Source organism: Caulobacter sp. FWC2, assembly GCF_002742625.1.
Lineage (GTDB): Bacteria > Pseudomonadota > Alphaproteobacteria > Caulobacterales > Caulobacteraceae > Caulobacter.
This window is the reverse complement of record NZ_PEBF01000001.1, coordinates 1,780,189-1,801,968: the sequence shown is the minus strand read 5'-3', so window position 1 is coordinate 1,801,968 and position 21,780 is coordinate 1,780,189. Positions and strand designations below refer to the sequence as shown.

Below are 21,780 nucleotides of genomic sequence, written 5' to 3'. Positions count from 1 at the left end.
GACAGATATACCCCTTGAAACCCGCGCCGATTGATAAGCAGCTTCGGCTGCTTCGACCAGAACGACCCGAACTGTCTTGCCCATATATCGCATCGCTCACCTCTCCGACCCCCACCTTCCGCCGCCGCGAGGCGCGTTCGGATGGAAGGACGTGTTCACCAAGCGGCTGCTGAGCCGCATCGCCTGGCGCAAGAAGCGCAAGGTCCACCAGCCCGAAGTGCTGGCGGCCCTGGTCGCCGACCTGAAGGCCGCCGGCCCCGATCATGTGGTGATCAGCGGCGATCTCACCAACTTTGCTTCGCATACGGAGATCGCTGCGGCGACGAAGTGGCTGGAATCGTTGGGTCCCTCCAGCGCCTGCACCGTCAGCCCCGGCAATCACGACGCGCTCTCCGACAAGGGCAGAGCCGGCGCGGGCGGCGATGAACGCTTCGCGCCCTGGACGCCCTGGCTGGGCGACGCGGGCGAGGCCCACTTTCCGCAGGTCCGCCTGCGCGGCCCCGTGGCGATCTTCAACCTGTGCTCGGCCGTCCCGACCGCCCCGCATCTGGCCACGGGCCGCCTGGGCGAGGCGCAACTGCAGCGCCTGGACGCCGCCCTGGCCGATCCGGCCTACAGGGACCTCTTCCGCCTCGTCGTCCTGCACCACCCGCCGCAGAAGGGCGCGGTGTCGAAGCGCAAGTCGCTGGACGACCAGGAGGCCTTGCGCGCGGTGCTGGCCAGGCACGGCGCCGACCTGGTGCTGCACGGCCATGCCCACGAGTCCCTCGTAGGCTCGGTCCCCGGACCGAACGGGACGGCGATCCCGGTGCTGGGCGTCCCCTCGGCCTCGTCTGGGCGGCGGGGCCATTCCCCCGCCCGCTGGCATGTGATCGAAATCGAGACCAGGCCAAACGGCGGCCACAGCGCTCGCATCGTCGTGCGGGGCGTCGAGGCTGCTCAAGAAGGTCTGTCAGAGCTCGGCCGCTACAGCCTGGCCGACGTCGTTTAGCGCGGGTAGCGCACCTTGACCCGGATCGTGGTCTCGCCCGGTTTCACGCCGAACCGCACGGAGTCGAACGACGGGAACGCGAACCTGGTCGGCGCATCGTTCGAATAGCCGTAGCCTTCCAGCGGCATGCCCTGCGGGCCGCGGTCGAGATCCTTGTTGGCGTTGGCGTCGTGATAGACCTCCACCGCATAGGCGTCGCTGGGCGACGGCAGCCAGAAGCAGGCTTGGCTCATCGGCGCCGAGGTCTTGACCCGCGCCCGCTCCACTTTGCCGCGCGGGGCCAGGAAGCGGGTCGGGTCGCCTGGATAGACCGTGATCACCACCTCGCCGGCGTTCGAACGCAGCGCGCCGACCTGCACGTTCAGGCGCGTGCCGCTCTTGCGACCGACGCACTCCTTGTCCGTCAGGGGGCGGGCCACGCCTTCGGCCCGGGCGATCCCCGCCGTCGCGGACGCCAACACCATCGCGCCGACAAGAACGGAACATGCTTTCATCTAAAAGGCCGCATCCCTATTGTTACGTGCAGGCGAAATCAGCCTGAAGTTCCGGCTTTGTCATGACCAATCCTACAGCTCTGGCGTTCGGCTACCCCGGCTCCAAGATCGCGGAGACCGATCACTGGCTGATTCTCCTCCGTCCGAAGCAACCGACATTTGGGTCTTTGGTCCTGGTGTGCAAGGAAACGGTCCAGGCGTTCTCCGAGGTGAGTCCCGCCGCCTTCGCCGACCTGCAGGTCGCGGTGGCCGGCATTGAACGCCTGCTGAAGGCGCAAGTCGACTACGAGAAGATCAACTACCTGATGCTGATGATGGTCGACAAAGACGTCCACTTCCACGTGCTGCCCCGCTACGAGGGCGCGCGCGAGCATGAGGGTGCGAGCTTCCCCGACGCCGGCTGGCCCGCCGCCCCGGCCCTGGGCGCCGCCGTCGAGCTGTCGGCCGAGGGCGTCGAGCGCCTGGCGCAACGCTTCGCTCAAGCCTGGGTCCAGGCGTGAGCGCGAAAGAGCTGACCGTAGGCCCGGTGAGCCTGATCGACCGCTATCTGCTGCGCCTGCTGTTCTGGCCGCTGGTCGGATGCCTGGGCGTCACGGTCGTGGCCCTTTTGCTGGAGCGCGTCCTTCGCCTGCTGGACTCGCTGTCGCAGAGCAGCGCCCGCTTCGGCTACGTCGCCCAGCTGGCCGCCAATCTGGTGCCGCACTATCTGGGCCTGGCCCTGCCGGTCGCGTTCTTCGTGGCCCTGTTCATCGTCATCACCAAACTGTCGGACGGCTCCGAGATCGACGCTCTGCTCGCCAGCGGCCAGTCGCTGGAGCGCATCGCCGCCCCGTTCCTGGCCGTGGGCCTGTTCCTCAGCATCTTCAGCCTGATCGTGTTTGGCTATATGCAGCCCTACAGCCGCTACGCCTATCGCGCCGTCATGCACGCGGCGATCAACGCCGGCTGGAACGGTCGCCTGGCGGGCGGGGCCTTCATCGACGACAAGGGCTCGCTGCTGACCGCCGACAGCGCCGATCTAACCGGTCAGCGCCTGACCCGGGTCTTCATCCGGCGCATGGACGCGCGCGGCCATGAGGAAATCATCACCGCCGCCTCGGCCGACCTGAAGATGGATCCGGGCGGCAAGACCATCACCATGAACCTGAAGAGCGGCCGCCGCATCGCGCGCGACTCCGCTGGGGAATACCGCAACCTGGCTTTCGGCAGCCTGACCACCCAGACCCCCTTGAGCGCCGCGGCCGTGCTGCTGCGGGCGCGCGGCGGCGATGAGCGCGAGTTGACCCTGGGCGAGCTCTACCGCCAGTCCAAACTGCCCAATCCGGTCGTTCCCAAGGCCACGCTGCTCAGCGAACTCTATGGCCGACTGGCCCGCGCGGCGTTCCTGCCGTTCCTGCCGATGCTGGCCTTCCCGCTGGGCCTGGCCTCCAAGCGCGGCAATCGCGCCCCTGGGCTCATCATGGCGGGCATCCTGCTGCTGGCCTTCCAGCACTCGCTGCTGCTGGGCCAGAGCATGGCCTCGTCCGGCAAACTTCCGACCATCCCAGCCATCTGGGTTCCGTTCGCGATTTTCGCGGGGCTCGGCGTCTGGCTGTTCATGGGCAGCCGCACCCGTCCGGGCGACACGCCGGTCTCACGCACGGTGCGCCGCATCAACAAGGTGGTCACCCACGTGATCCACGCCCTGCCCCTGCCGAAGAAGCGACAAGCCGCATGATGCTGCAGCTCTACGTCCTGAAGACGGTCGCCACCCGGATCCTCGGCGCGGCCCTGATCCTGATGTCCATCCTGCAGATCCTGGATCTGCTGGACGTGACCGGCGACATCCTCGACCGGGGCCTGGGCATGGCGGGCGTGGCCTATTACGCCTTCATGCGCCTGCCGCGCCTGTTCGAGCAGGTCGCGCCGATCGCCGTGCTGGCCGGCGGCCTGTTCGCCTTTTCGGGGCTGGCCCGCGAGAGCGCCATCGTCGCCATGCGCGCCACCGGCATATCCGGCTATCGCATCATCGGCATGGCCATGCCAGCCGCCGTCTTCGTCATGCTGCTGGACGCCCTGTGCGGCCAGTACCTGGCCCCACGCGCCGACCCGGCCCTGGCCGACTGGTGGAAGAACACGACGCCCGTGGCTGAGCGCAAGGTCCCGCCCCCCCGCACCTTCCGCGCCGGCGCCGACCTCGTCATCGGCGCCACGGCCACCGCCGACGGGCGTGAGATCGACAACGTCACGATCTTCCGTCGCGACCCCAAGGGCATACTGGTAGAGAAGGTCGAGGCCCAGAAGGCGCTCTATGTCGACCATCGCTGGACCCTGGAACAGCCGAAGACCACCCGCTTCACCGGCGACCTGGCCCAGAGTTCGACCGCCGCCTCGACGACCTGGCCCGCCGCGCTGAAGCCGCGAGACGTCCAGAGCCTGTTCGGCGACGATGCGGTGCCCACCGCCGCCTCGGCCCGCCGCGCGCTGGAGAACGGCGGCTCCGACCGCCCCGAGAGCTTCTATCGCACCCACTTCCACGCGGCGTTCGCCGGCCCGTTCGTGGCGCTGGTCATGCTGTTGCTCAGCGCGCCCGTGGCGCTGGCCAACTTCCGCAGCGGCCAGGGGGCTGTGCTGCTGACGACCGGCCTGGGCGCCGGCCTGTTCTTCCTGGTGGCCAACGGCATGCTGACCGCCCTGGGCGAATCCGGCGCCCTGGCCCCGTTCCTGGCCGTCTGGGCCGCTCCCGCGATCTTCGGCGCCCTCGCCATCCGCGCATTCCTGGCCCTGGAGGGGTGATGCCTTTCGACTCCGCGAACGCCGACCTCACGGTCATACCGGTCAAGACGGCGCAGGAGCTGAAGCGATTCATCGCCCTGCCCGCCCGCCTGAACGCCAAGGATCCGAACTGGATCACGCCGCTGTTCATGGAGCGCACCGACGCCCTGACGCCGAAGACCAACCCCTTCTTCGCCCATGCCGAGGTGCAGCTGTTCCTGGCCACGCGGGGCGGCCGCGACGTGGGCAGGATCAGCGCCCAGATCGACCACCTGACGCCGCAGCCGACGCCGGGCCGCCTGGACGGACACTTCGGCATGATCGCCGCCGAGGATGACGCCGCGGTGTTCCAGGTGCTGTTCCGCGCCGCCGAGGACTGGCTGCGCGCGCGCGGCCGCACCCACGTGGTCGGCCCGTTCAACCTGTCGATCAACGAAGAAGTCGGCCTGCTGGTCGAGGGCTTCGACACGCCGCCGATGATCCTGATGGGTCACGACCCGGTCTATGCCGGCAAGCGCGTCGAGGAGCAGGGCTACGCCAAGGCCCAGGATCTGTTCGCCTATCGCGCCGACGAGAGCGGCGATATTCCCGAGATCGCCCAGCGCCGGGTCAAGCGCGGCCTGCCCGCGGGCGTGATTCTGCGTCAGCTGGACATGAAGCGCTATGACGCCGAGGTCCAGACTTTGACGGACATCCTCAACGACGCCTGGTCGGACAACTGGGGCTTCACCCCGACGACCGAGGCCGAGACCGCCCAGCTGGGCAAGGCGCTCAAGCAGGTGATCGACAAGCGCCTGATCTGGTTCGCCGAGATCGACGGCGAGGCCGCCGGCGTCGTGGTCTTCCTGCCCAACGTCAACGAGGCCATCGCCGACCTGGGCGGCAAGCTGCTGCCCTTCGGCTGGGCCAAGCTGCTGTGGCGGCTGAAGGTCAAGGGCGTGAAGTCGGCGCGCATCCCGCTGATGGGCGTGAAGAAGAAGTTCTCGTCCACCCAGCGCGGCCGCATGTTGCCGTTCTGGCTGATGAAGGCCAGCCGCGATATGGCGATGAGCCTCGGCTACAATCGCTACGAGATCTCTTGGGTGCTGGAAGCCAACAAGGCCATGACCCACATCGCCGAGAACGTCGGCGGCACGCACTACAAGACCTACCGCGTCTACGAGAAGGCCCTTTGAACCCGTTCAAGGTCCTGGTCCTGGCCGGGTCGCGCGGCGGCGAGGTCGATCCTGTCGCCGCCTATGCCGGCGTGGGCCACAAGGCGCTGATCACGCTGGAGGGCAAGACCCTTCTCAGCCGCGTGCTGGCTGCGGTCGAGGCCGCTGGACCAGAGATGGTCGGCGTCGCGGCCAATGACGAGGCGATCAAGGCGGCCCTGGCCGACGCCAAGGTCGTGGTGCTGCCCACCGCCTCGGGCCCCAGCCAGAGCGTCGAGAACGCGACGCATCAGCTGGGCTTTCCGCTGGTGGTGACCACGGTCGACCACGCCTTGCTGAAGCCCGAGTGGATCACCCAGTTCCTGGCCGACACGCCCGACTGGGCCGACGTCGCCGTGCTGCTGGCGGCCGAGGACCGCGTTCAGGCCGCCGCGCCGCAGACCAAGCGGACCTATCTGCGCTTCCAGGACGGCCGCTATTCGGGCTGCAACCTCTTCCTGTTGCGCAACGAGAACGCCCTCAACGTCGTCCACGTCTGGCGCAAGGTCGAGGCCATGCGCAAGCAGCCCTGGAAGATCGCCGCAATGCTAGGCCCCAGCTTCCTGATCCGCTATCTGCTGAACGGGCTGACCCTGGACGAGGCCGTGCTGAGGCTGGGCAAGCTGGCCAAGGTCAAGGCCGCCGCCGTCCGCGCCCACGACGGCCTGGCGGCGATCGACGTCGACAAGCCGTCGGATCTGGATCTGGTGCGGGAGCTGGTGGGCGAGACCTGAACAGCGAAACCTCGCCCTTCGACAAGCTCAGGGTGAGGTTTCTAATGAACCGCCGCAAAAAGTAGTCCTCATCCTGAGCTTGTCGAAGGACGAGGACGGCGCTCTCAGACCACTTCGGCTTCCTTCGCCGCCCACTCGGCGGTCAGCGCGCGGTTGTGGACCAGGTCTTCCGGGAAATCCATCTCGGCCCAATCCAGGCCCTGGATCGAGCGCACGCGGACCACGTCGTGGGCCTGGGCGATCTCGTTGATGACGCTGAGGTACCAGCGCTTCAGGCCTTCCGGCGTGCGCATGATCTTTTCCAGCGTCTCGATGAACAGGGCCGAGCCCTCGGCGTCGAAGCGCAGGAAGCCGATCGATTCCGCGTCGTACTCGGTGATGGTCTTGCCGATGGCGCGCAGGGCGTCGCCTTCGGTCAGCACCTTCATGTCGTCGCTATCGTAGACGCCGTCGTCCTTGCGATCGACCGTCACGGTGATCGGGCCGGCCGGCGCGCTGATCAGGCGTTCGGCGATGGCCGGCTCGAACAGGGTGTCGCCGTTGAGGATCATGAACGGGCCGCCGCGCATCTCCTCACGCGCCAGCCAGCAGGTCGCGAGGTTGTCGGTCACGCTGTAGAAGGGGTTGTAGAGCGTGCGAACGCTCATGCCCGGGAACCGCAGGCGCGCGACCTCGGCCTCGACGAGATCGGCGCGGAAGCCGGTGACGACCACCGCCTCGGTGACGCCCGCCTGATGCAGGTGACGCAGTTGCCACTCCAGAACGGTGCGGCCGGCCAGCTCGACCAGGCACTTGGGCCGGTCGTCGGTCAGGGGCGAAAGGCGCTTGCCCTGACCGGCGCTGAGAATAAGGGTCTTGACCGGCTGCATGACGTTTCGAGATCTCGCTGGAAATGGGGGCGGCTTGGCCCCTCTAGGAATCGCTGGACCGCCCACCTCGCGGCCACGGGCGCATAACTGAGCACGAACTCCCCTAACGGCAAGTGCGCTCGGCCCGCCAAAAACCCGTCATGACGTCGCGGCGCAACCCCTCCCCGTGCTTTTTCGCAAACCGCGTCAAACGGGTGACGGGTGATCGGTGACGGTCGGGTCGCGCCCACAGGCCGCGCGCGCGACGCGCCTCATGGTTCAGCTTGCGTTCAGCTTGACCTGAAGATTGTCCACTCGCCGACAGAAGCGCCCCTTTCGCAAACTGAACCATTCCACCATATGGCCATTGTCATACTCGAGATGGGCGGGGGCTCGGCGATGTAACGTAACGGAGGCGTCGTGCTGCTCGCGGAAAGAAACTTTCATCAGCCCGCAGAAGAAAATCCCGCCGAGGGCCTGCGTCTGGCGTTGTTCTCCGGGAACTACAATTACACGCGCGATGGCTCGAACCAGGCCCTCAATCGCCTCGCCGCCTACCTGATCAGCCAGGGCGCGACCGTTCGCGTCTACTCGCCCACCACCGACACACCGGCCTTCGAGCCGGCCGGCGAACTGGTGTCCGCGCCTTCGGTCGCGATCCCTGGGCGAGGCGAATACCGACTGGCCCTGGGCCTGAACCGAGCGCTGCGCGCCGACCTGGCCGATTTCCACCCGACCGCTGTCCACCTCTCCGCGCCCGACCTGCTGGGCAATCAGGCCGGCAAGTGGGGCCGCAAGATGGGCCTGCCCGTAGTGGCCAGCCTGCACACCCGGTTCGAGACCTATCTCTCCTACTACGGTCTCGACTGGCTGCGCCCCAGCGCCGAACGCTATCTGGACAGGTTCTATCGCGGCTGCGACCGCGTGCTGGCGCCCAATGCGCCGATCGCCGACCTGCTGCGCGAGCAGGGGCTGGGCGAGCGCGTGCGCGTCTGGGGTCGCGGCGTTGACCGCGATCGCTTTTCGCCGACCAAGCGCGACATGGACTGGCGCCGGTCGATGGGCATCGGCGACAACGAGATCGTCGTGGCGTTCCTGGGCCGTCTGGTCATGGAGAAGGGCCTGGACGTTCTCGCCGAGACCCTGGTCCGCCTCCGCGGCCAACCGATCCGCCCCCTGATCATCGGCGAAGGCCCCGCCCGCGCCTTCGTGGAGGGACGCCTGCCCGAGGCCATCCTGACCGGCCACCTGGACGGCGCCGAACTGGGCCGCGCGGTGTCCAGCGCCGACATTCTGTTCAACCCCAGCCTGACGGAAGCCTTCGGCAACGCCAGCCTGGAGGGCATGGCCGCGGGCCTGGCCGTGGTCTGCCCGCGCGCGCCCAGCACCAGCGCCCTGATCGCCGACGGCCAGGACGGCGTCCTGACCCCGCGCGCCGACGCCGAGGCCTATGCCGCCGCGATCCAGAGCCTGATTTCCGAGCCCCTGCGCCGCGTGCGCCTGGGCCGAGCCGCCCGCAAGTCCAGCGCCCGCTACGACTGGAACGCCATCTGCGCCGAGGTGCTGGCGGTCTATCGCGAACTGGGCGTCACCGCCGATCGCCGAGCCCGCTCGGCCGCATGACGAGCGATACGGGGGGAGCGACGAAGACCAAGCCTTCGCCATGGCGGGGCTGGCTGCTGACCATCGGGGTCGCCCTGCTGGCGATCCTGCTGGCGACGCACGGCGTCGGCGCGGTGCGCGAGATCCTGGCCCAGGTCGGCTGGCAGGCGGTGATCGTTATCGCCGCCCACCTGCCCGTCACCTTTCTGGCCACGGTCAGTTGGCAAGTCCTGCTGCCGCCTGATCGACGGCCGCCCCTGACTTTCCTGTTCCGCGTCAGGCTGATCAAGGAAGCCGTCAACGCCCTGCTCCCGGTAGCCCAGGTCGGCGGTGACGTCGTGCGCGCCAAGCTGTCGGCCCGCAACGGCCTGACCCTGGCGGAGTCCACCGCCAGCTGCATCGTCGACGTGCTGGCCGGCACCGTAGGGCTAGTGCTGTTCGTGCTGACCAGCCTGATCGTGGCGATGGTCACCCTGCACGACCCGCGCCTGGCCCAGGCGGGCCTGACCCTGGTCGCGATCGTTATGGGCATCGTCGCAAGCGCCTTCCTCGTCCAGAGGACGGGCCTGCATCGGCGGCTAGGACAGTTCTCTCAGCGCTGGACCGCCATCGCCGGCCGGGTTGGCGAACTGGGCGAGGCCTTCCGCGTCATCGGCCGCCAGCGCGGCAACCTGTTCGCCTCCTGGGCCTGGCACATGGCCGCCTGGATCGCCGGAGCGTTCGAGACCTATGTCTCGATGTGGGCCCTGGGGCTCAACCCCACCCTGCTTCAAGCCCTGATCGTCGAGGGCCTGGCCCAGACGGCCAAGGTCGTCGGCTTCGCCATCCCCGGCGCCCTGGGCGTGCAGGAAGGCGGCTATCTGCTGCTGGGCGGCGCGCTGGGCCTGACGCCGGACCAGGCCCTGGCCCTGTCGCTGCTGCGCCGCCTGCGTGAGCTGACCCTGGGCGTCATCGGCCTGGTGCTGTGGCGCACGACCCGCGCGCCGGCGGCCGAACCCGAGCCCCAGCCCGTGACGGCCTAAAGCCAGCCGTTGGAGCGTGCGATCCGGCCAGCCTCGACCCGGTTGGCCGCGCCCAGCTTCTGGGCCGCTTCCGACAGGTAGTTGCGGACCGTGCCGGGCGAGAGGTCCAATACGTCGGCGATGTCCTTGTTCGAGCGTCCTTCCTCGGCCAGGCGCAGGATCTCGCGCTCCCGGTCGGTCAGCGGATCGGGCTGGGCGTCCCACACCGCCTCGGACAGCTCGGGCGCGATGGCTCGGCCGCCAGCGGCGACGGTGCGGACGGCCGCGGCCAACACGCTGCTGGGACCGTCCTTGAGGAGATAGCCCTTCACCCCTGCGTCCATGGCTCGACGTAGATAGCCGGGCCGACCGAAGGTGGTGACGATCAGCACCCGGGTCGCCGATCCCTCCGCCTTCAGCCGCGCGGCGACGTCGATGCCGGTCAGGCTGGGCATCTCGATGTCGGAGATCAACACGTCCGGCTTCTCGGCCCTGACAAGTTCCAGGGCGACGGCGCCGTCGGGCGCGCGACCGACGACCTGGATGTCGCCCTCCATCTCGAGCAAGGCGCTGAGGGCGCCCAGCACCATCTTCTGGTCTTCGGCGATGACGACGCGGATCACGAGACGGTCTCCCCATTGGCGTTGCTCAGGGGCGCGGTGGCGACGAGTCGGGTCCCGGTCTTGCCGGACTTGATGTCCAGCGCCCCGCCGATCGCCGCCAGGCGCGCGCGCATGCCCTTCAGACCCGAACCCTCGACCAGTCGACCAGCACCCGGACCATCGTCGGCGATGGTGAGCGTCAGCGCCTTGGCGCTGGGCGCCAGCGTGATGTCGCAACGCTTGGCGCCGGCGTGGCGGATGACGTTGGTGACCCCTTCGCGCAGAGCCATGGCCAGCACGGTCTCCTGCGCCGGAAAGCCGTCAGTGGTCAGGGCCGAGATCTCGGCCTGGATGTCGGCGGCGGCCAGCGCCTGGCGGGCCTTGTCGATCTCGAACGCCAGGGAGGCGCCTCTCATGCCGACCACCGCCGTGCGCACCTCGGAGAGCGCCTCTCGGGCGGCGGCGGCGACGGCCTGCATCTCGCGCTCGGCGGCCTCGGCGTCCCGGCTGACCAGGCGCGCGGCCAGCTCGGCCTTCACGGCCACCAGGGTTAGGGTGTGGCCCAACAGGTCGTGCAGGTCGCGGGAGATCCGTTCGCGTTCGGCCGTCGTCGCCAGGGCCCGGACCTCCTCATGCGCGACGGCCAGTTCCTGGTTCTTCCGCTCGACGTCCATCTGCATGAGGGTGGCGAAGCCGGTGATGCCGCCGAACAACAAGCCCGAGGCCCAGATCGGCCAGACGTGGCGATAGAAGACCAGCCCCACCGCCAGAAGCACGATCTCCAGGGCGATCATCACCCGGATCGACATCCGCCGCGACGGCAGGCGCGAGGCGAACGACATGGCGTAGATCGTGTAGACGCTCCAGCCGGCGTGGAACGGCGAGAGAACCATGCCCAGCCCGTAGATCGACAGCACCTGCCACAGGACCGGACGGCCCCGCCTTTTCCAGATCGCCCAGAACAGGCCGATAAAGACCAGCAGGCCCGCGATCGAGGCGACCAGCTCCAGCGTCTCTGGCGGGCGATTGAGCCAGGAGATGAAGTAGAACGGCAGGTAGGAGAGGAAGATCAGGCTTCCGTTTCGCCGCATCCCGACCCCAGCGGTCGCCGCCGGGGTCGCATCCTTGCTTCGTGCTGCCTGATCCATGGCGGCGATGTCGCGCGGCAGGCTCGTCACGGTCAAGCCGATTGCCGCCGCCAGGCGGCCCAGGCTCCGATCATGGCGGCGATGCTGATCGCGGCCAGGATCGAGAGGTGGTGCGGAACGTCCGCCATCGGCTGCATGCCCGACAGCATCTGCGACAGCTGTCCCAGGTGATAGGACGGCGTGACCTCGGCGATGTCGCCGGCCCACTTCGGCATGATGCTGAGCGGCACCCACAGCCCCCCGAACAGGCTGAAGCTGAGGAACAGCAGGTTGGCCACGGCGGTGGCGCCTTGCGAGCCGAACCGCATGCCGATGTTCAGACCGATCAGGGCGAATGGGATAGCCGAGGCCAGGCCCAGGCCCAGGGTCGCCGCCCAGCGCCAGGGGACCATCGTCACGCCCCCGAACCGAGCCAGGGCGCCGAGGAGGCCGATCGAGACTCCGACCAGGACCAGGGCGGCGATCAGGCGGCCGGCCAGATAGCCCCCGGCGGGCAAAGGCGCGATCTGCTTCAGCTCGATCAGCTTGGCCTCGCGCTCGGCGGCGACGGCGGCGCCGAAACCGAACATGGCCGGGGCGATGGCGGCGAAGATCACATAGTTGGCCAGCATCATGTGGGCGATCTCCTCGCGCCCCTTGCTGAGACCAAGGCCCATCACCCCATAGAACAGCAGCGGCAGGGCCACGCTGGGAATGATGAACTGCGGGGTGCGCCAGGTGGAGACGATCTGGGCGCGGGCTTCACGGATGTAGACGAACAGGGTGTGCATCTCAGGCGACCTCAGTTTGGCCAAGGGGGGCTTGACGGGTTGAAGCCGGCGCGCCGGCCTGCACGAGACGGGTGACGGCGTCCTCCAGCGAGGCGCCAGCGACGGTCAGGTCATCGACGGTTTCGTCACGCGCCAGCAGCTCGCGCAGCGTGGCGGGCGCCGAGGTGGTCAGCAGCGTGACCCTGCCGCCGTCACGGCTGACGCCTGTGACCCGGGCCAGAGCCGACAACTCGGCGTCCGACAGGCGCGTGCGGCAGCGGATGGCGACGCCGGAGACCTGGCTCTTGATCGCTTCGGGCGAGCCGTCGGCGATGACCTGGCCGTGGTCGATGACCACGATGCGGTCGGCCAGGGCCTCGGCCTCGTCCAGGTGGTGGGTGGTGAGCAGTACGGCCGCGCCCCGGGCGATCTCGGCGCGGACGGCGGTCCACAGGCCGCGACGGGCGTCGATGTCCATGCCGGTGGTCGGCTCGTCCAACACCAGGAAGTCCGGGCGGCCGGCGATGGCCAGGGCGAACTGCACGCGGCGCTGCTGGCCGCCGGACAGCGCGCCGCAGCGGCGACGCTCCAGACCTTCGAGGCCGGCCAGGCGCAGGGTCTCCTCCAGCGGACGGGGCTTGCGATAGTAACCCCGGAACAGGTCGACCTGCTCGCGGACGGTCAGGGTGCGCGGCAGGCCGGCCTCCTGCAGCATGACCCCCATGCGGCCCCGGGCGGCGACGTCGCGCGGATCGCCGCCGAACAGGCTGGCGGTCCCGGCGTCGGGACGCAGGCGGCCGGTCAGCAGGGCGACGCTGGTGCTCTTGCCGGCCCCGTTCGGACCCAGCAGCGCGACGCACTGTCCAGGACGGATGTCGAGATCCAGGCCGTTCAGGGCCAGGGTCGCGCCCCGGCGCTTGACCACCTGGCGCAGCATGGCGATCGGTTCGGAAGTTGTGGGTGACATGGGTGGCTCCCTCGTTGTGAAGCCACCATGCCGCCGCCGGACGCCATCCATCAGTGCCGCACGTCACGGGCGCCACATGACAAACGTCACCCTTAAGTCATCCAAGGCCAGGTTTTCGCGGAGCCGCCTCGCCGCCCTCGCGTTTTGACAACGCGAGTATCCGTGAGGCAGCGTCATGATCAGCTCTTCGTTCCGCCGGGACACCATCACCCGCCCGATCTACCAGTGGGCCAAGGGCGTGCTGCCCGCCCTTTCGGAGACCGAGCGCGACGCGCTCGAGGCCGGCGACACCTGGTGGGATGCGAACCTGTTCACCGGCGATCCGGACTGGAACGAACTGCTCTCCTATCCCAAGCCGACGCTGAGCCCCGAGGAACAGGCGTTCTTCGATGGGCCGGTAAACGCCCTGTGCGCCATGCTCGACGACTGGCGCATGACCTGGGAGACGCGCGACCTGCCGCCCGAGGTCTGGGACTTTCTGAAGCGCGAGAAGTTCTTCGGCATGATCATCCCGCGGGAATTCGGGGGCCTGGGTTTCTCGGCCTTTGGTCACGCCGAGATCGTCCGCAGGATCGCCACCCGCTCGACCTCAGCGGCGGTGACGGCGATGGTGCCCAACTCCCTCGGTCCGGGCGAGTTGCTGGTGAAGTTCGGGACGAAGGAACAGCAGGACTACTGGCTGCCGCGCCTCGCCGACGGCCGCGAGGTGCCCGCCTTCGGCCTAACCAGTCCCGAGGCGGGCTCGGACGCCGGCGCCATGGTCGACGAGGGCGTGGTCGTTCGCGGAACGTGGAAAGGCGAGAGCGTCCTGGGCGTCCGTCTGAACTGGCACAAGCGCTACATCACGCTGGGTCCCGTCTGCACGGTCCTGGGCCTGGCCTTCAAGCTGCGCGACCCCGACCGCCTGCTGGGCGGTGAAGAGGACATCGGCATCACCTGCGCCCTGGTCCCGACCGACACTCCCGGGGTCAGCATCGGCCGCCGCCACCTACCGGCCTTCCAGACCTTCCAGAACGGCCCGAACTGGGGCGAGGACGTCTTCATCCCGCTGGACCTGATCATCGGCGGCGCCGAACGCGCCGGCCAGGGTTGGAAGATGCTGATGACCGCCCTGGCGGCAGGGCGCGGCATCTCCCTGCCCGCCATGGCCGGCGCGGCGGCGGCCTATAGCGCGCTGACCACCGGCGCCTACGCCCGGGTGCGCAGCCAGTTCGGCATCGCCATCGGCAAGTTCGAGGGCGTCCAGGAGCGCCTGGCCCGCATCGCCGGCAACGCCTACCTGGTCGACGGCGCACGGCGGCTGACCTGCGCCGGCCTCGATCTCGGCAAGCACCCGTCGGTCATCTCGGCGATGATGAAGTCCGGCGCGACCGAGCGGATGCGCGTGGTCGTCAACGACGCCATGGACGTCCACGGCGGCAAGGCGATCATGGAAGGCCCCCGCAACTACATGGGCAGCCAGTACCGCGCCCTGCCGGTCGGCATCACGGTCGAGGGCGCGAATATCCTGACCCGCAGCCTGATGGTGTTCGGCCAAGGCGCGATCCGCGCCCACCCCTACATGTTGCAAGAGATCCTGGCCCTGGGCGATCAGGACGAGGCCAAGGGCCTCGCGCAGTTCGACGAGACCTTCTGGAAGCATGTCGTCCACGCCCTGCGCAACGGCCTGCGCGCCACCGCCCGCGCCTGGACCGACGGCGCCCTGTCGCCCGCGCCGGACGCCGGTCGCGCCGCCCGCTTCTATCGCAAGCTGGGCCGCTACAGCGCCGCCTTCGCCCTGACCTCGGACATCGCCCTGCTAACGCTGGGCGGCGAGCTGAAGCGTAAGGAGATGTTGTCGGCGCGCCTGGGCGACATTCTTTCCGAGATGTACTTCCTGTCGGGCGCCCTGAAGCGTTGGGAGGACGACGGCCGGCCGGACGCCGACTTCCCGCTGCTGCAATGGTGCGCCGAAACCGCCTTCGCCACGATCGAGCAGCGGCTGGACGAAGTGTTCGCCAACCTGCCCAACCGCTTCGCGGGATGGTTGTTGCGCGCGGCGGTGCTGCCGTTCGGCGCACGCCGCAGGGGCCCGTCGGATCACGTCACCCGCGCCTGCGCCGACCTGATCCTGCACCCGTCCGCCACCCGTGACCGCCTGGTCGAGGGCGTCTATGTCGGCGGCAAGGACGAGGCGGTCGGCCAGTTGATCGACGCCTTCGAGCGCGTGGTCGCCACCCAGCCGATCCACGATCGGTTGAAGGACCAAGGCGTGCGCCACTGGAAGGACGGCCTGGCCAAGAACCTGCTGACCCCGGACGAGATCGCCGCCCTCAACGCCGCCGACCAGGCCATAGCGGCCGTGATCGCGGTCGATGACTTCGCGCCCGAGCAGCTCTCGCCCCGCCCAGCGGAAGCGGTCCAGCCCGCCAAGCGGCCCAAGCCGATCGCCGAGCCCTCGGTCGTCCCCGAGCCCCGCTCTTTCGGCGAGGGCTCGACGGCCTAGAAAGCGCGGCGGTACAACGTCAGGGACGACTCTCCGCGAGTCCCTGAAAGGTCGGCCGGTCCATGCATACGCAGAGAATCCTGGTGACCGGCGGCGCCGGCTTCGTCGGCTCGCATCTGTGCGACCGGCTGCTCGAGACCGGGGCCGAAGTCCTGTGCGTCGACAACTACTATACGGGCTCGCGCCAGAACGTGGCCCAGAACCTGACCAATCCGCGCTTCGAGCTGCTGCGCCATGACGTGACCATGCCGCTCTATGTCGAGGTCGACCAGATCTACAACCTGGCTTGCCCGGCCAGCCCCGTGCACTACCAGTTCGACCCCGTGCAGACGACCAAGACCAGCGTCCACGGGGCGATCAACATGCTGGGCCTGGCCAAGCGGGTGAAGGCCAGGATCCTGCAGGCCTCGACGTCGGAAGTGTACGGCGACCCCAGCATCCACCCGCAGGTCGAGAGCTACTGGGGCAACGTCAATCCGATCGGCATTCGCTCGTGCTACGACGAGGGCAAGCGCTGCGCCGAGACCCTGTTCTTCGACTACTGGCGCCAGCACAAGCTGCGCATCAAGGTGGCGCGGATCTTCAACACCTATGGGCCGCGAATGCACCCGAACGACGGGCGCGTGGTGTCGAATTTCATCGTCCAGGCGCTGAAGGGCGAGGACATCACCCTCTATGGCGACGGCGCCCAGACGCGTTCGTTCTGCTATGTCGACGACCTGGTCGACGGCCTGATCCGGCTGATGAACACGGGCGACGACGTGACCGGCCCGATCAATCTGGGCAATCCCGTCGAGTTCACGATGAGGCAGCTGGCCGAACTGGTCGTGGAACTGACCGGCAGCAAGTCGGGCCTGGTTCACCGCCCCCTGCCCTCAGACGACCCGCGCCAGCGCCAGCCCGACATCACCCTGGCCAATCAGGTGCTGGACTGGACTCCGACCGCCCCGCTGAAGGTCGGCCTGATGCGGACGATCGAGTATTTCGACGGGCTGCTGAAGGCGGCTTAGCAACTTCGGCTCCGCCGCTCCGTCGGACTTTCAGACCGACGTCGATGACGGCGCGGAACTTGTCCAAAGCGTACTGCTCGCCTATCAGCCGAGCATGATCCGTTCGGTGTTTCTGACCGCCCTGCTCGCCGCCGCCTCGACGCCGGCCCTCGCCCAGGCCCAGGAGGTCGAGGCCATTTCGGTCTGGGGCCGCCGGGCCAACGACCTCGGCCGCGCGACCTCGGCCAGCGAGGGCCGGATCAGCTATGCCGACTTCGCCGTGCGGCCGCTGCTGCGTCCAGGCGAGTTGATCGAGGCCGTGCCAGGCCTGGCCGCGACCCAGCACTCCGGCGCGGGCAAGGCCAACCAGTACTTCCTGCGCGGCTTCAACCTGGACCACGGCACCGACCTCTCGGCCTCGCTGGACGGCGTGCCGCTGAACCTGCCCAGTCACGGTCACGGCCAGGGCTACCTCGACCTCAATGTCCTGACGCCCGAGTTCGTCCACGACATCGGCTTCAAGAAGGGCCCCTACTCGGCCGAGAACGGCGACTTCGCCACCGCCGGCGCCGTGGCCTTCGAGACCGCCGACCACCTGCACGGCGACGGCCTGCAGGCCTGGGCTGGCGAGAACGACTATTACCGCGCCGTCGGCTCCAAGGCGCTGAGCCAGAACGTGCTGGTCGCCGCCGACCTGTCGACCGCGCGCGGCGCCTGGTCGACGCCAGAGGACCTGAAGAAGATCAACCTCCTGGGTCGCGCCCTGGTCGGGGGCTGGTCGATCACCGCCCTGGCCTACGACGCCGACTGGAACGCCACCGACCAGATCCCGCGCCGCGCGGTCGAGGATGGGCGGCTGGGCTATCTCGACGCGGTCGACAAGACCGACGGAGGGAGCACCTCGCGCTACATCCTGTCGGCCCGCCGCCGCGACCTGCTGCGCGGCCTGGACAGCGTGGTCTATGTCCAGCGCTACAAGCTCGATCTCTATTCGAACTTCACCTACTTCCTCGACGACCCGGTCCATGGCGACCAGTTCGAGCAGGTCGACCAGCGCTGGATCTATGGCGGGTCGCTGACCAAGCGCTGGACCTTGGGCGACGGCTGGAGCGCCCGCACGGGCGTCTCGGCCCGCGTCGACGACATCGGCAAGGTCGGCCTCTACCGCACCACGGCCCGGGTGCGCCGCGAGACGGTGCGCCAGGACGCGCTGACCGAATGGTCGACGGCGCTGTGGGGCGAGGCCTCCCGGTCCTTCGGCAAGCTGGACGCCACCTTCGGCCTGCGCGCCGACGCCATGGGCGCGGACGTCAAGGCCGGCGACCCGCGCAACGCCGGCGACGTCAGCGACCTGCTGGTCAGCCCCAAGCTGGCCCTGGCCTGGCGGGTGTCGAAGACGTTCGAACTCTATGCCGACGCCGGGCGCGGCTTCCACTCCAACGACGCGCGCGGGGCGGTGATCACGGTCGATCCGGTCACTGGCGATCCGGCCGAGCGCGCGCCGCTGTTGTCGCCGTCGGACGGCGCGGAATTGGGCCTGCGCTGGAAGCACGACGGCCTGACCCTGACGGCGGCCGCCTGGGCGCTGCACGTCGATTCCGAGCTCGTCTATGTCGGCGACGCCGGCTTCACCGAGGCCGCCGGCGCCACCCGGCGCAAGGGGATCGAGCTGTTGGCCGACTGGCGGCCGAACGCGCGCCTGAACCTGACGGCCTCCTATGCCGGGACCCACGCCCGCTTCACGAATGGCGAGCGCATCCCCAACGCCGTCAGTTCAGTGCTGAGCGCCGGCGCCAGCTGGAAGCTGGGCCAGGCCTCGACCCTGTCGCTCACCTGGCGACGCCTCGGCGCCGCGCCGCTGATCGAGGACGATTCCGTGCGCTCAAAGCCCACCAGCCTGGTCAATGCGCTGTTCGTGCAGGACTTCGGCAAGGCCAGCCTGATGCTCGAGGTCCTGAACCTGACCAACAGCCAGAAGGACGACATCGCCTATTCCTACGCCTCGCGCCTTCCCGGCGAGCCGGCGGACGGCGTGGACGACGTCCATTTCCACCCCGTGGAGCCCCGTGCCGCACGGCTCGGCATGAAGATAAATTTCTGACACACTACGGCGAAAATGGGGTGATTTTCTTCCGCGCCCTGCCAAGGTCGCGGCGGGGTTTAGTCAGGGTTCTGAGGGGCAGGATTTGTCAAAACGTTCTATCCGCTACGTCGTGGCCGGCGTGCTCGCCGCCGCGCTCGCTTCCACTGTCGCTCATGCCGACGCCATCAAACAGACCAAGGCGCCGTTCGACGACAAGTTCCGCCAGCTCGAGGGCGAAGACTGGCCGTCGCCGACCGACTACCGCAACGCGGCCGGCGCGCCGGGCTATCGCTACTGGCAGCAGAAGGTCGACTACGACGTCAACGTTCACCTGAACGAAGACACCAAGCTGCTGACCGGCAAGGAAACGATCAACTACAAGAACAACTCGCCGGACAACCTGCCCTATCTGTGGCTGTTGCTGGACCAGGACTACAAGCGCGACTCGATCAGCAAGCTGACCGAGACCGTCTCGGGCGACAACATCACCCTGGGCCAGGTGCGTCGCATCCAGCGCTTCAAGGACTGGGAAGGCGGCTTCACCATCAAGTCGGTGAAGGACGCCTCGGGCCGTCCGCTGAAGTTCACCGTCGTCGACACGCTGCTGCGCGTCGACCTGCCCACCGCCGTGCGCGGCAATGGCGGCGAGACCAAGATCACGATCGAATGGTCGCTGCCCATGGTCGAGAACAAGGTCGTCGGCGGCCGCAGCGGCTATGAGTGCTTCACTGGCAAGGGCGAAGACGGCAACTGCATCTACGAGGGCGCCCAGTGGTTCCCGCGTCTGGCCGTCTATTCGGACTATGAAGGCTGGCACAACAAGGCCTTCCTCGGTTCGGGCGAGTTCACCCTGGAGTTCGGCGACTACCGCGTCGCCCTGACCGTGCCGTCCGACCACGTGGTCTCGGCCACGGGCGTGCTGCAAAACCCGGCCGCCGTGCTCAGCGCCGCCCAGCGCGACCGCCTGACCAAGGCCCGCACCGCCGCCGAGCCCGTCTATGTCGTCACCCCCGAGGAGGCCCTGGCCGCCGAGAAGGGCAAGGCCACGACCGAGAAGACCTGGGTGTTCTCGGCGACCAACGTCCGCGACTTCGGCTGGGCCAGCTCGCGCAAGTTCGTCTGGGACGCCCTGGGCGTGAAGCAGGAGGGCGACGCCGCCCATCCGGTGGTCATGGCCATGTCGTTCTTCCCGAAGGAAGCGCGCCCGCTGTGGGACGCCTATTCGACCAAGTCGATCGCCCACACCCTGAAGGTCTATTCGGACTTCACCTTCGCCTATCCCTATCCGGTGGCCCAGTCGGTCAACGGCCCGGTCGGCGGCATGGAATATCCGATGATCTCCTTCAACGGCCCGCGGCCGACGAAGGACAAGAAGACGGGCGCCCTGACCTATACCGAGCGCGCCAAGTACGGCCTGATCGGCGTGGTCATCCACGAGGTCGGCCACAACTACTTCCCGATGATCGTCAACTCGGACGAGCGTCAGTGGACCTGGATGGACGAGGGCCTCAACAGCTTCCTCGAGTTCCAGGCCGAGATGCAGTGGGACAAGAAGTTCCCGTCGCGTCGCGGTGAGCCCAAGGACATCGTCGACTACATGGTCAGCCAGGACCAGGTGCCGCTGATGACCCAGTCTGACTCGGTCATCCAGTTCGGTCCGAACGGCTACACCAAGCCCGCCACCGCCCTGGTGATCCTGCGCGAGACGGTCATGGGCCGCGAGCTGTTCGACCGCGCCTTCAAGGAGTACGCCAACCGCTGGCGCTTCAAGCACCCGACCCCTTACGACTTCTTCCGCACCATGGAAGAGTCCTCGGGCGTCGACCTCGACTGGTTCTGGCGCGGCTGGTTCTACTCCACTGACCACGTCGACATCTCGCTGGACAAGATCGTCAAGGCGCGACTGGACAGCGGTGATCCCGACGCCGAGGCCGCCGTCCGCAAGGCCGCGCGCGGCATCGAGCCGGAATCGCGCACCGCCGCCAACAACAAGGCCCCGACCGTCGTCGACCGCGACCCCAAGGTTCGCGACTTCTACGACCAGACGGACGAGTTCGCCGTGTTCGACAGCGCCCGCAAGAAGGCCAAGTCGGCGCGTGAGGACATGACGCCGGAAGATCTGGCCGCCCAGGACTTCAAGGACAACCTCTACCGCTTCACCTTCCGCAACATCGGCGGTCTGGTGATGCCGGTGATCCTGAAGATGAACTTCGCCGACGGCACCAGCGAGACGGTCCGCATCCCGGCCGAGATCTGGCGCAAGAACTCCAAGCAGGTCACCTGGCAGTACGTCTCGCCCAAGGACCTGAAGGGCGCCGAGCTCGATCCGCTGTGGGAAACCGCCGACGCGGATCGCGGCAACAACGTCTATGACGGCGCCATCACGCCGACGACGCTGAAGATCATCAAGTTCCCCGAGATGGGCAGCCGCATGAAGGACGCCAATCTGAAGGTCGAGCCGGGTGGCCTCGCCACCTATCCCTCGGCCGAACCGAAGAAGGACGGCGACAAGAAGGACGAAGGTCCGAAGTGATCGCGCGCGCGGCCGTCCTGATCGCGGCGGCGGGCCTCGTGCTCGCCCCGCTCCCGGCGGCCGCGCATCGCGGCCACGGCGCGCTGAGCGTCGTGGCGATCGACGCCAAGTCCGGCGCGGTCACCGTCAGTCACCGGATTCCGACGCACGACGCCGAACCGGCCCTGGCGGTGATCGCTCCCGACGCCCAGACCAGCCTCGACGATCCTGACGCCATCGAGGCGCTGAAGACCTACATGCTGCGCACCTTCGCGGTGGCGGTGAACGACGCGCCGGTCGCCCTTACCCTGAAGGACATGACCCTGGGCGCGGACGAGGTCCGTTTCGAATATGCCGGCAAGATCGCCCCGGCCGACGTCGGCGCCGCCGTCGAGGTCCGGGCCGCGATGTTCGCCGATGTCTATGGCGATGAAGCCAACCAGGTGAACATCCGCCGCCTCGGCGTGACGCGCACCCTGGTGTTCAACGGCGCCGACGCCGCCACGCCCCAGACCCTGGACGCGGTAGATACGGCCCACTGACCGCCCTGACCAGGCCGACATGACAAACGTCACCCCGCGCGCCTGACGCCCGGCACTGCAACGCTTTGAGTCGTTCCGGCAAGGTC

Annotated in this window: 19 protein-coding genes; 13 read left to right on the top strand and 6 right to left on the bottom strand. The window is 68.3% G+C overall.

The window, feature by feature from the left end:
* Positions 1-76 precede the first annotated feature (76 nt).
* Positions 77-991 carry a metallophosphoesterase gene (locus CSW62_RS08780; RefSeq protein WP_099576914.1) on the top strand — a complete coding sequence of 305 codons (915 nt, stop codon included), beginning with the start codon at positions 77-79 and terminating at the stop codon, positions 989-991.
* On the opposite strand, the gene CSW62_RS08775 is transcribed toward CSW62_RS08780, so the two are convergent.
* Complete coding sequence (locus CSW62_RS08775; RefSeq protein WP_099576912.1) at positions 988-1,485, bottom strand: DUF2141 domain-containing protein; 498 nt, start codon at positions 1,483-1,485, stop codon at positions 988-990. The genes CSW62_RS08780 and CSW62_RS08775 overlap by 4 nt on opposite strands.
* A gap of 62 nt (positions 1,486-1,547) precedes the next feature.
* On the opposite strand from CSW62_RS08775, the gene CSW62_RS08770 reads away from it, so the two are divergent.
* Genes CSW62_RS08770 through CSW62_RS08750 form a run of 5 tightly spaced genes read left to right on the top strand, consistent with a single transcriptional unit; the run spans position 1,548 to position 6,166 of the window.
* Positions 1,548-1,985 carry an HIT family protein gene (locus CSW62_RS08770; protein ID WP_099576910.1) on the top strand — a complete coding sequence of 146 codons (438 nt, stop codon included), beginning with the start codon at positions 1,548-1,550 and terminating at the stop codon, positions 1,983-1,985.
* Positions 1,982-3,202: an LptF/LptG family permease gene (locus CSW62_RS08765; RefSeq protein ID WP_099576908.1), complete on the top strand. Its 1,221-nt coding sequence runs from the start codon at positions 1,982-1,984 to the stop codon at positions 3,200-3,202. The genes CSW62_RS08770 and CSW62_RS08765 overlap by 4 nt, the downstream gene beginning before the upstream one ends.
* The gene (locus CSW62_RS08760) at positions 3,199-4,260 is read left to right on the top strand and encodes an LptF/LptG family permease (protein ID WP_099576906.1); all 1,062 of its coding nucleotides are present in this window, start codon (positions 3,199-3,201) and stop codon (positions 4,258-4,260) included. The genes CSW62_RS08765 and CSW62_RS08760 overlap by 4 nt, the downstream gene beginning before the upstream one ends.
* On the top strand, positions 4,260-5,414 hold the full coding sequence (gene bcerS / locus CSW62_RS08755) for a ceramide synthase (RefSeq protein ID WP_099576904.1): 1,155 nt from the start codon (positions 4,260-4,262) through the stop codon (positions 5,412-5,414). Before CSW62_RS08760 ends, bcerS begins: the two co-directional genes overlap by 1 nt.
* Positions 5,318-6,166 carry a nucleotidyltransferase family protein gene (locus CSW62_RS08750; RefSeq protein WP_099576902.1) on the top strand — a complete coding sequence of 283 codons (849 nt, stop codon included), beginning with the start codon at positions 5,318-5,320 and terminating at the stop codon, positions 6,164-6,166. Before bcerS ends, CSW62_RS08750 begins: the two co-directional genes overlap by 97 nt.
* Positions 6,167-6,270: 104 nt before the next feature.
* Here CSW62_RS08750 and CSW62_RS08745 read toward each other — a convergent pair whose 3' ends face one another.
* Complete coding sequence (locus CSW62_RS08745; RefSeq protein WP_099576900.1) at positions 6,271-7,035, bottom strand: NTP transferase domain-containing protein; 765 nt, start codon at positions 7,033-7,035, stop codon at positions 6,271-6,273.
* 399 nt (positions 7,036-7,434) lie between these two features.
* Between CSW62_RS08745 and CSW62_RS08740 the strand changes: the two genes are divergently transcribed.
* Entirely contained in the window at positions 7,435-8,637 is a 1,203-nt protein-coding gene (locus tag CSW62_RS08740; RefSeq protein ID WP_099576898.1) for a glycosyltransferase family 1 protein, read from the top strand.
* On the top strand, positions 8,634-9,638 hold the full coding sequence (locus CSW62_RS08735) for a flippase-like domain-containing protein (RefSeq protein WP_099576895.1): 1,005 nt from the start codon (positions 8,634-8,636) through the stop codon (positions 9,636-9,638). Before CSW62_RS08740 ends, CSW62_RS08735 begins: the two co-directional genes overlap by 4 nt.
* Here CSW62_RS08735 and CSW62_RS08730 read toward each other — a convergent pair.
* From CSW62_RS08730 to CSW62_RS08715, 4 genes are read right to left on the bottom strand one after another with little or no spacing between them, the layout of a single operon-like run.
* Complete coding sequence (locus CSW62_RS08730) at positions 9,635-10,240, bottom strand: response regulator transcription factor (protein WP_099576893.1); 606 nt, start codon at positions 10,238-10,240, stop codon at positions 9,635-9,637. The two genes, CSW62_RS08735 and CSW62_RS08730, sit on opposite strands and share 4 nt — an antisense overlap.
* Positions 10,237-11,397: a sensor histidine kinase gene (locus CSW62_RS08725; protein ID WP_233206786.1), complete on the bottom strand. Its 1,161-nt coding sequence runs from the start codon at positions 11,395-11,397 to the stop codon at positions 10,237-10,239. The genes CSW62_RS08730 and CSW62_RS08725 overlap by 4 nt, the downstream gene beginning before the upstream one ends.
* A 2-nt stretch (positions 11,398-11,399) precedes the next feature.
* Entirely contained in the window at positions 11,400-12,137 is a 738-nt protein-coding gene (locus CSW62_RS08720) for an ABC transporter permease (protein ID WP_099576891.1), read from the bottom strand.
* 1 nt (position 12,138) lies between these two features.
* Positions 12,139-13,134 carry an ABC transporter ATP-binding protein gene (locus tag CSW62_RS08715; protein ID WP_099576889.1) on the bottom strand — a complete coding sequence of 332 codons (996 nt, stop codon included), beginning with the start codon at positions 13,132-13,134 and terminating at the stop codon, positions 12,139-12,141.
* Between the two features lie 124 nt (positions 13,135-13,258).
* On the opposite strand from CSW62_RS08715, the gene CSW62_RS08710 reads away from it, so the two are divergent.
* From CSW62_RS08710 to CSW62_RS08690, 5 genes are all read left to right on the top strand, one after another.
* On the top strand, positions 13,259-15,568 hold the full coding sequence (locus tag CSW62_RS08710) for an acyl-CoA dehydrogenase (protein ID WP_099576887.1): 2,310 nt from the start codon (positions 13,259-13,261) through the stop codon (positions 15,566-15,568).
* A gap of 62 nt (positions 15,569-15,630) precedes the next feature.
* Positions 15,631-16,578 carry a UDP-glucuronic acid decarboxylase family protein gene (locus CSW62_RS08705; RefSeq protein ID WP_099576885.1) on the top strand — a complete coding sequence of 316 codons (948 nt, stop codon included), beginning with the start codon at positions 15,631-15,633 and terminating at the stop codon, positions 16,576-16,578.
* Between the two features lie 94 nt (positions 16,579-16,672).
* The gene (locus CSW62_RS08700) at positions 16,673-18,658 is read left to right on the top strand and encodes a TonB-dependent receptor (protein WP_099576883.1); all 1,986 of its coding nucleotides are present in this window, start codon (positions 16,673-16,675) and stop codon (positions 18,656-18,658) included.
* 85 nt (positions 18,659-18,743) lie between these two features.
* On the top strand, positions 18,744-21,173 hold the full coding sequence (locus tag CSW62_RS08695; RefSeq protein WP_099576881.1) for a M1 family metallopeptidase: 2,430 nt from the start codon (positions 18,744-18,746) through the stop codon (positions 21,171-21,173).
* Positions 21,170-21,694 carry a DUF6702 family protein gene (locus CSW62_RS08690; protein ID WP_099576879.1) on the top strand — a complete coding sequence of 175 codons (525 nt, stop codon included), beginning with the start codon at positions 21,170-21,172 and terminating at the stop codon, positions 21,692-21,694. Before CSW62_RS08695 ends, CSW62_RS08690 begins: the two co-directional genes overlap by 4 nt.
* Positions 21,695-21,780: the final 86 nt, after the last annotated feature.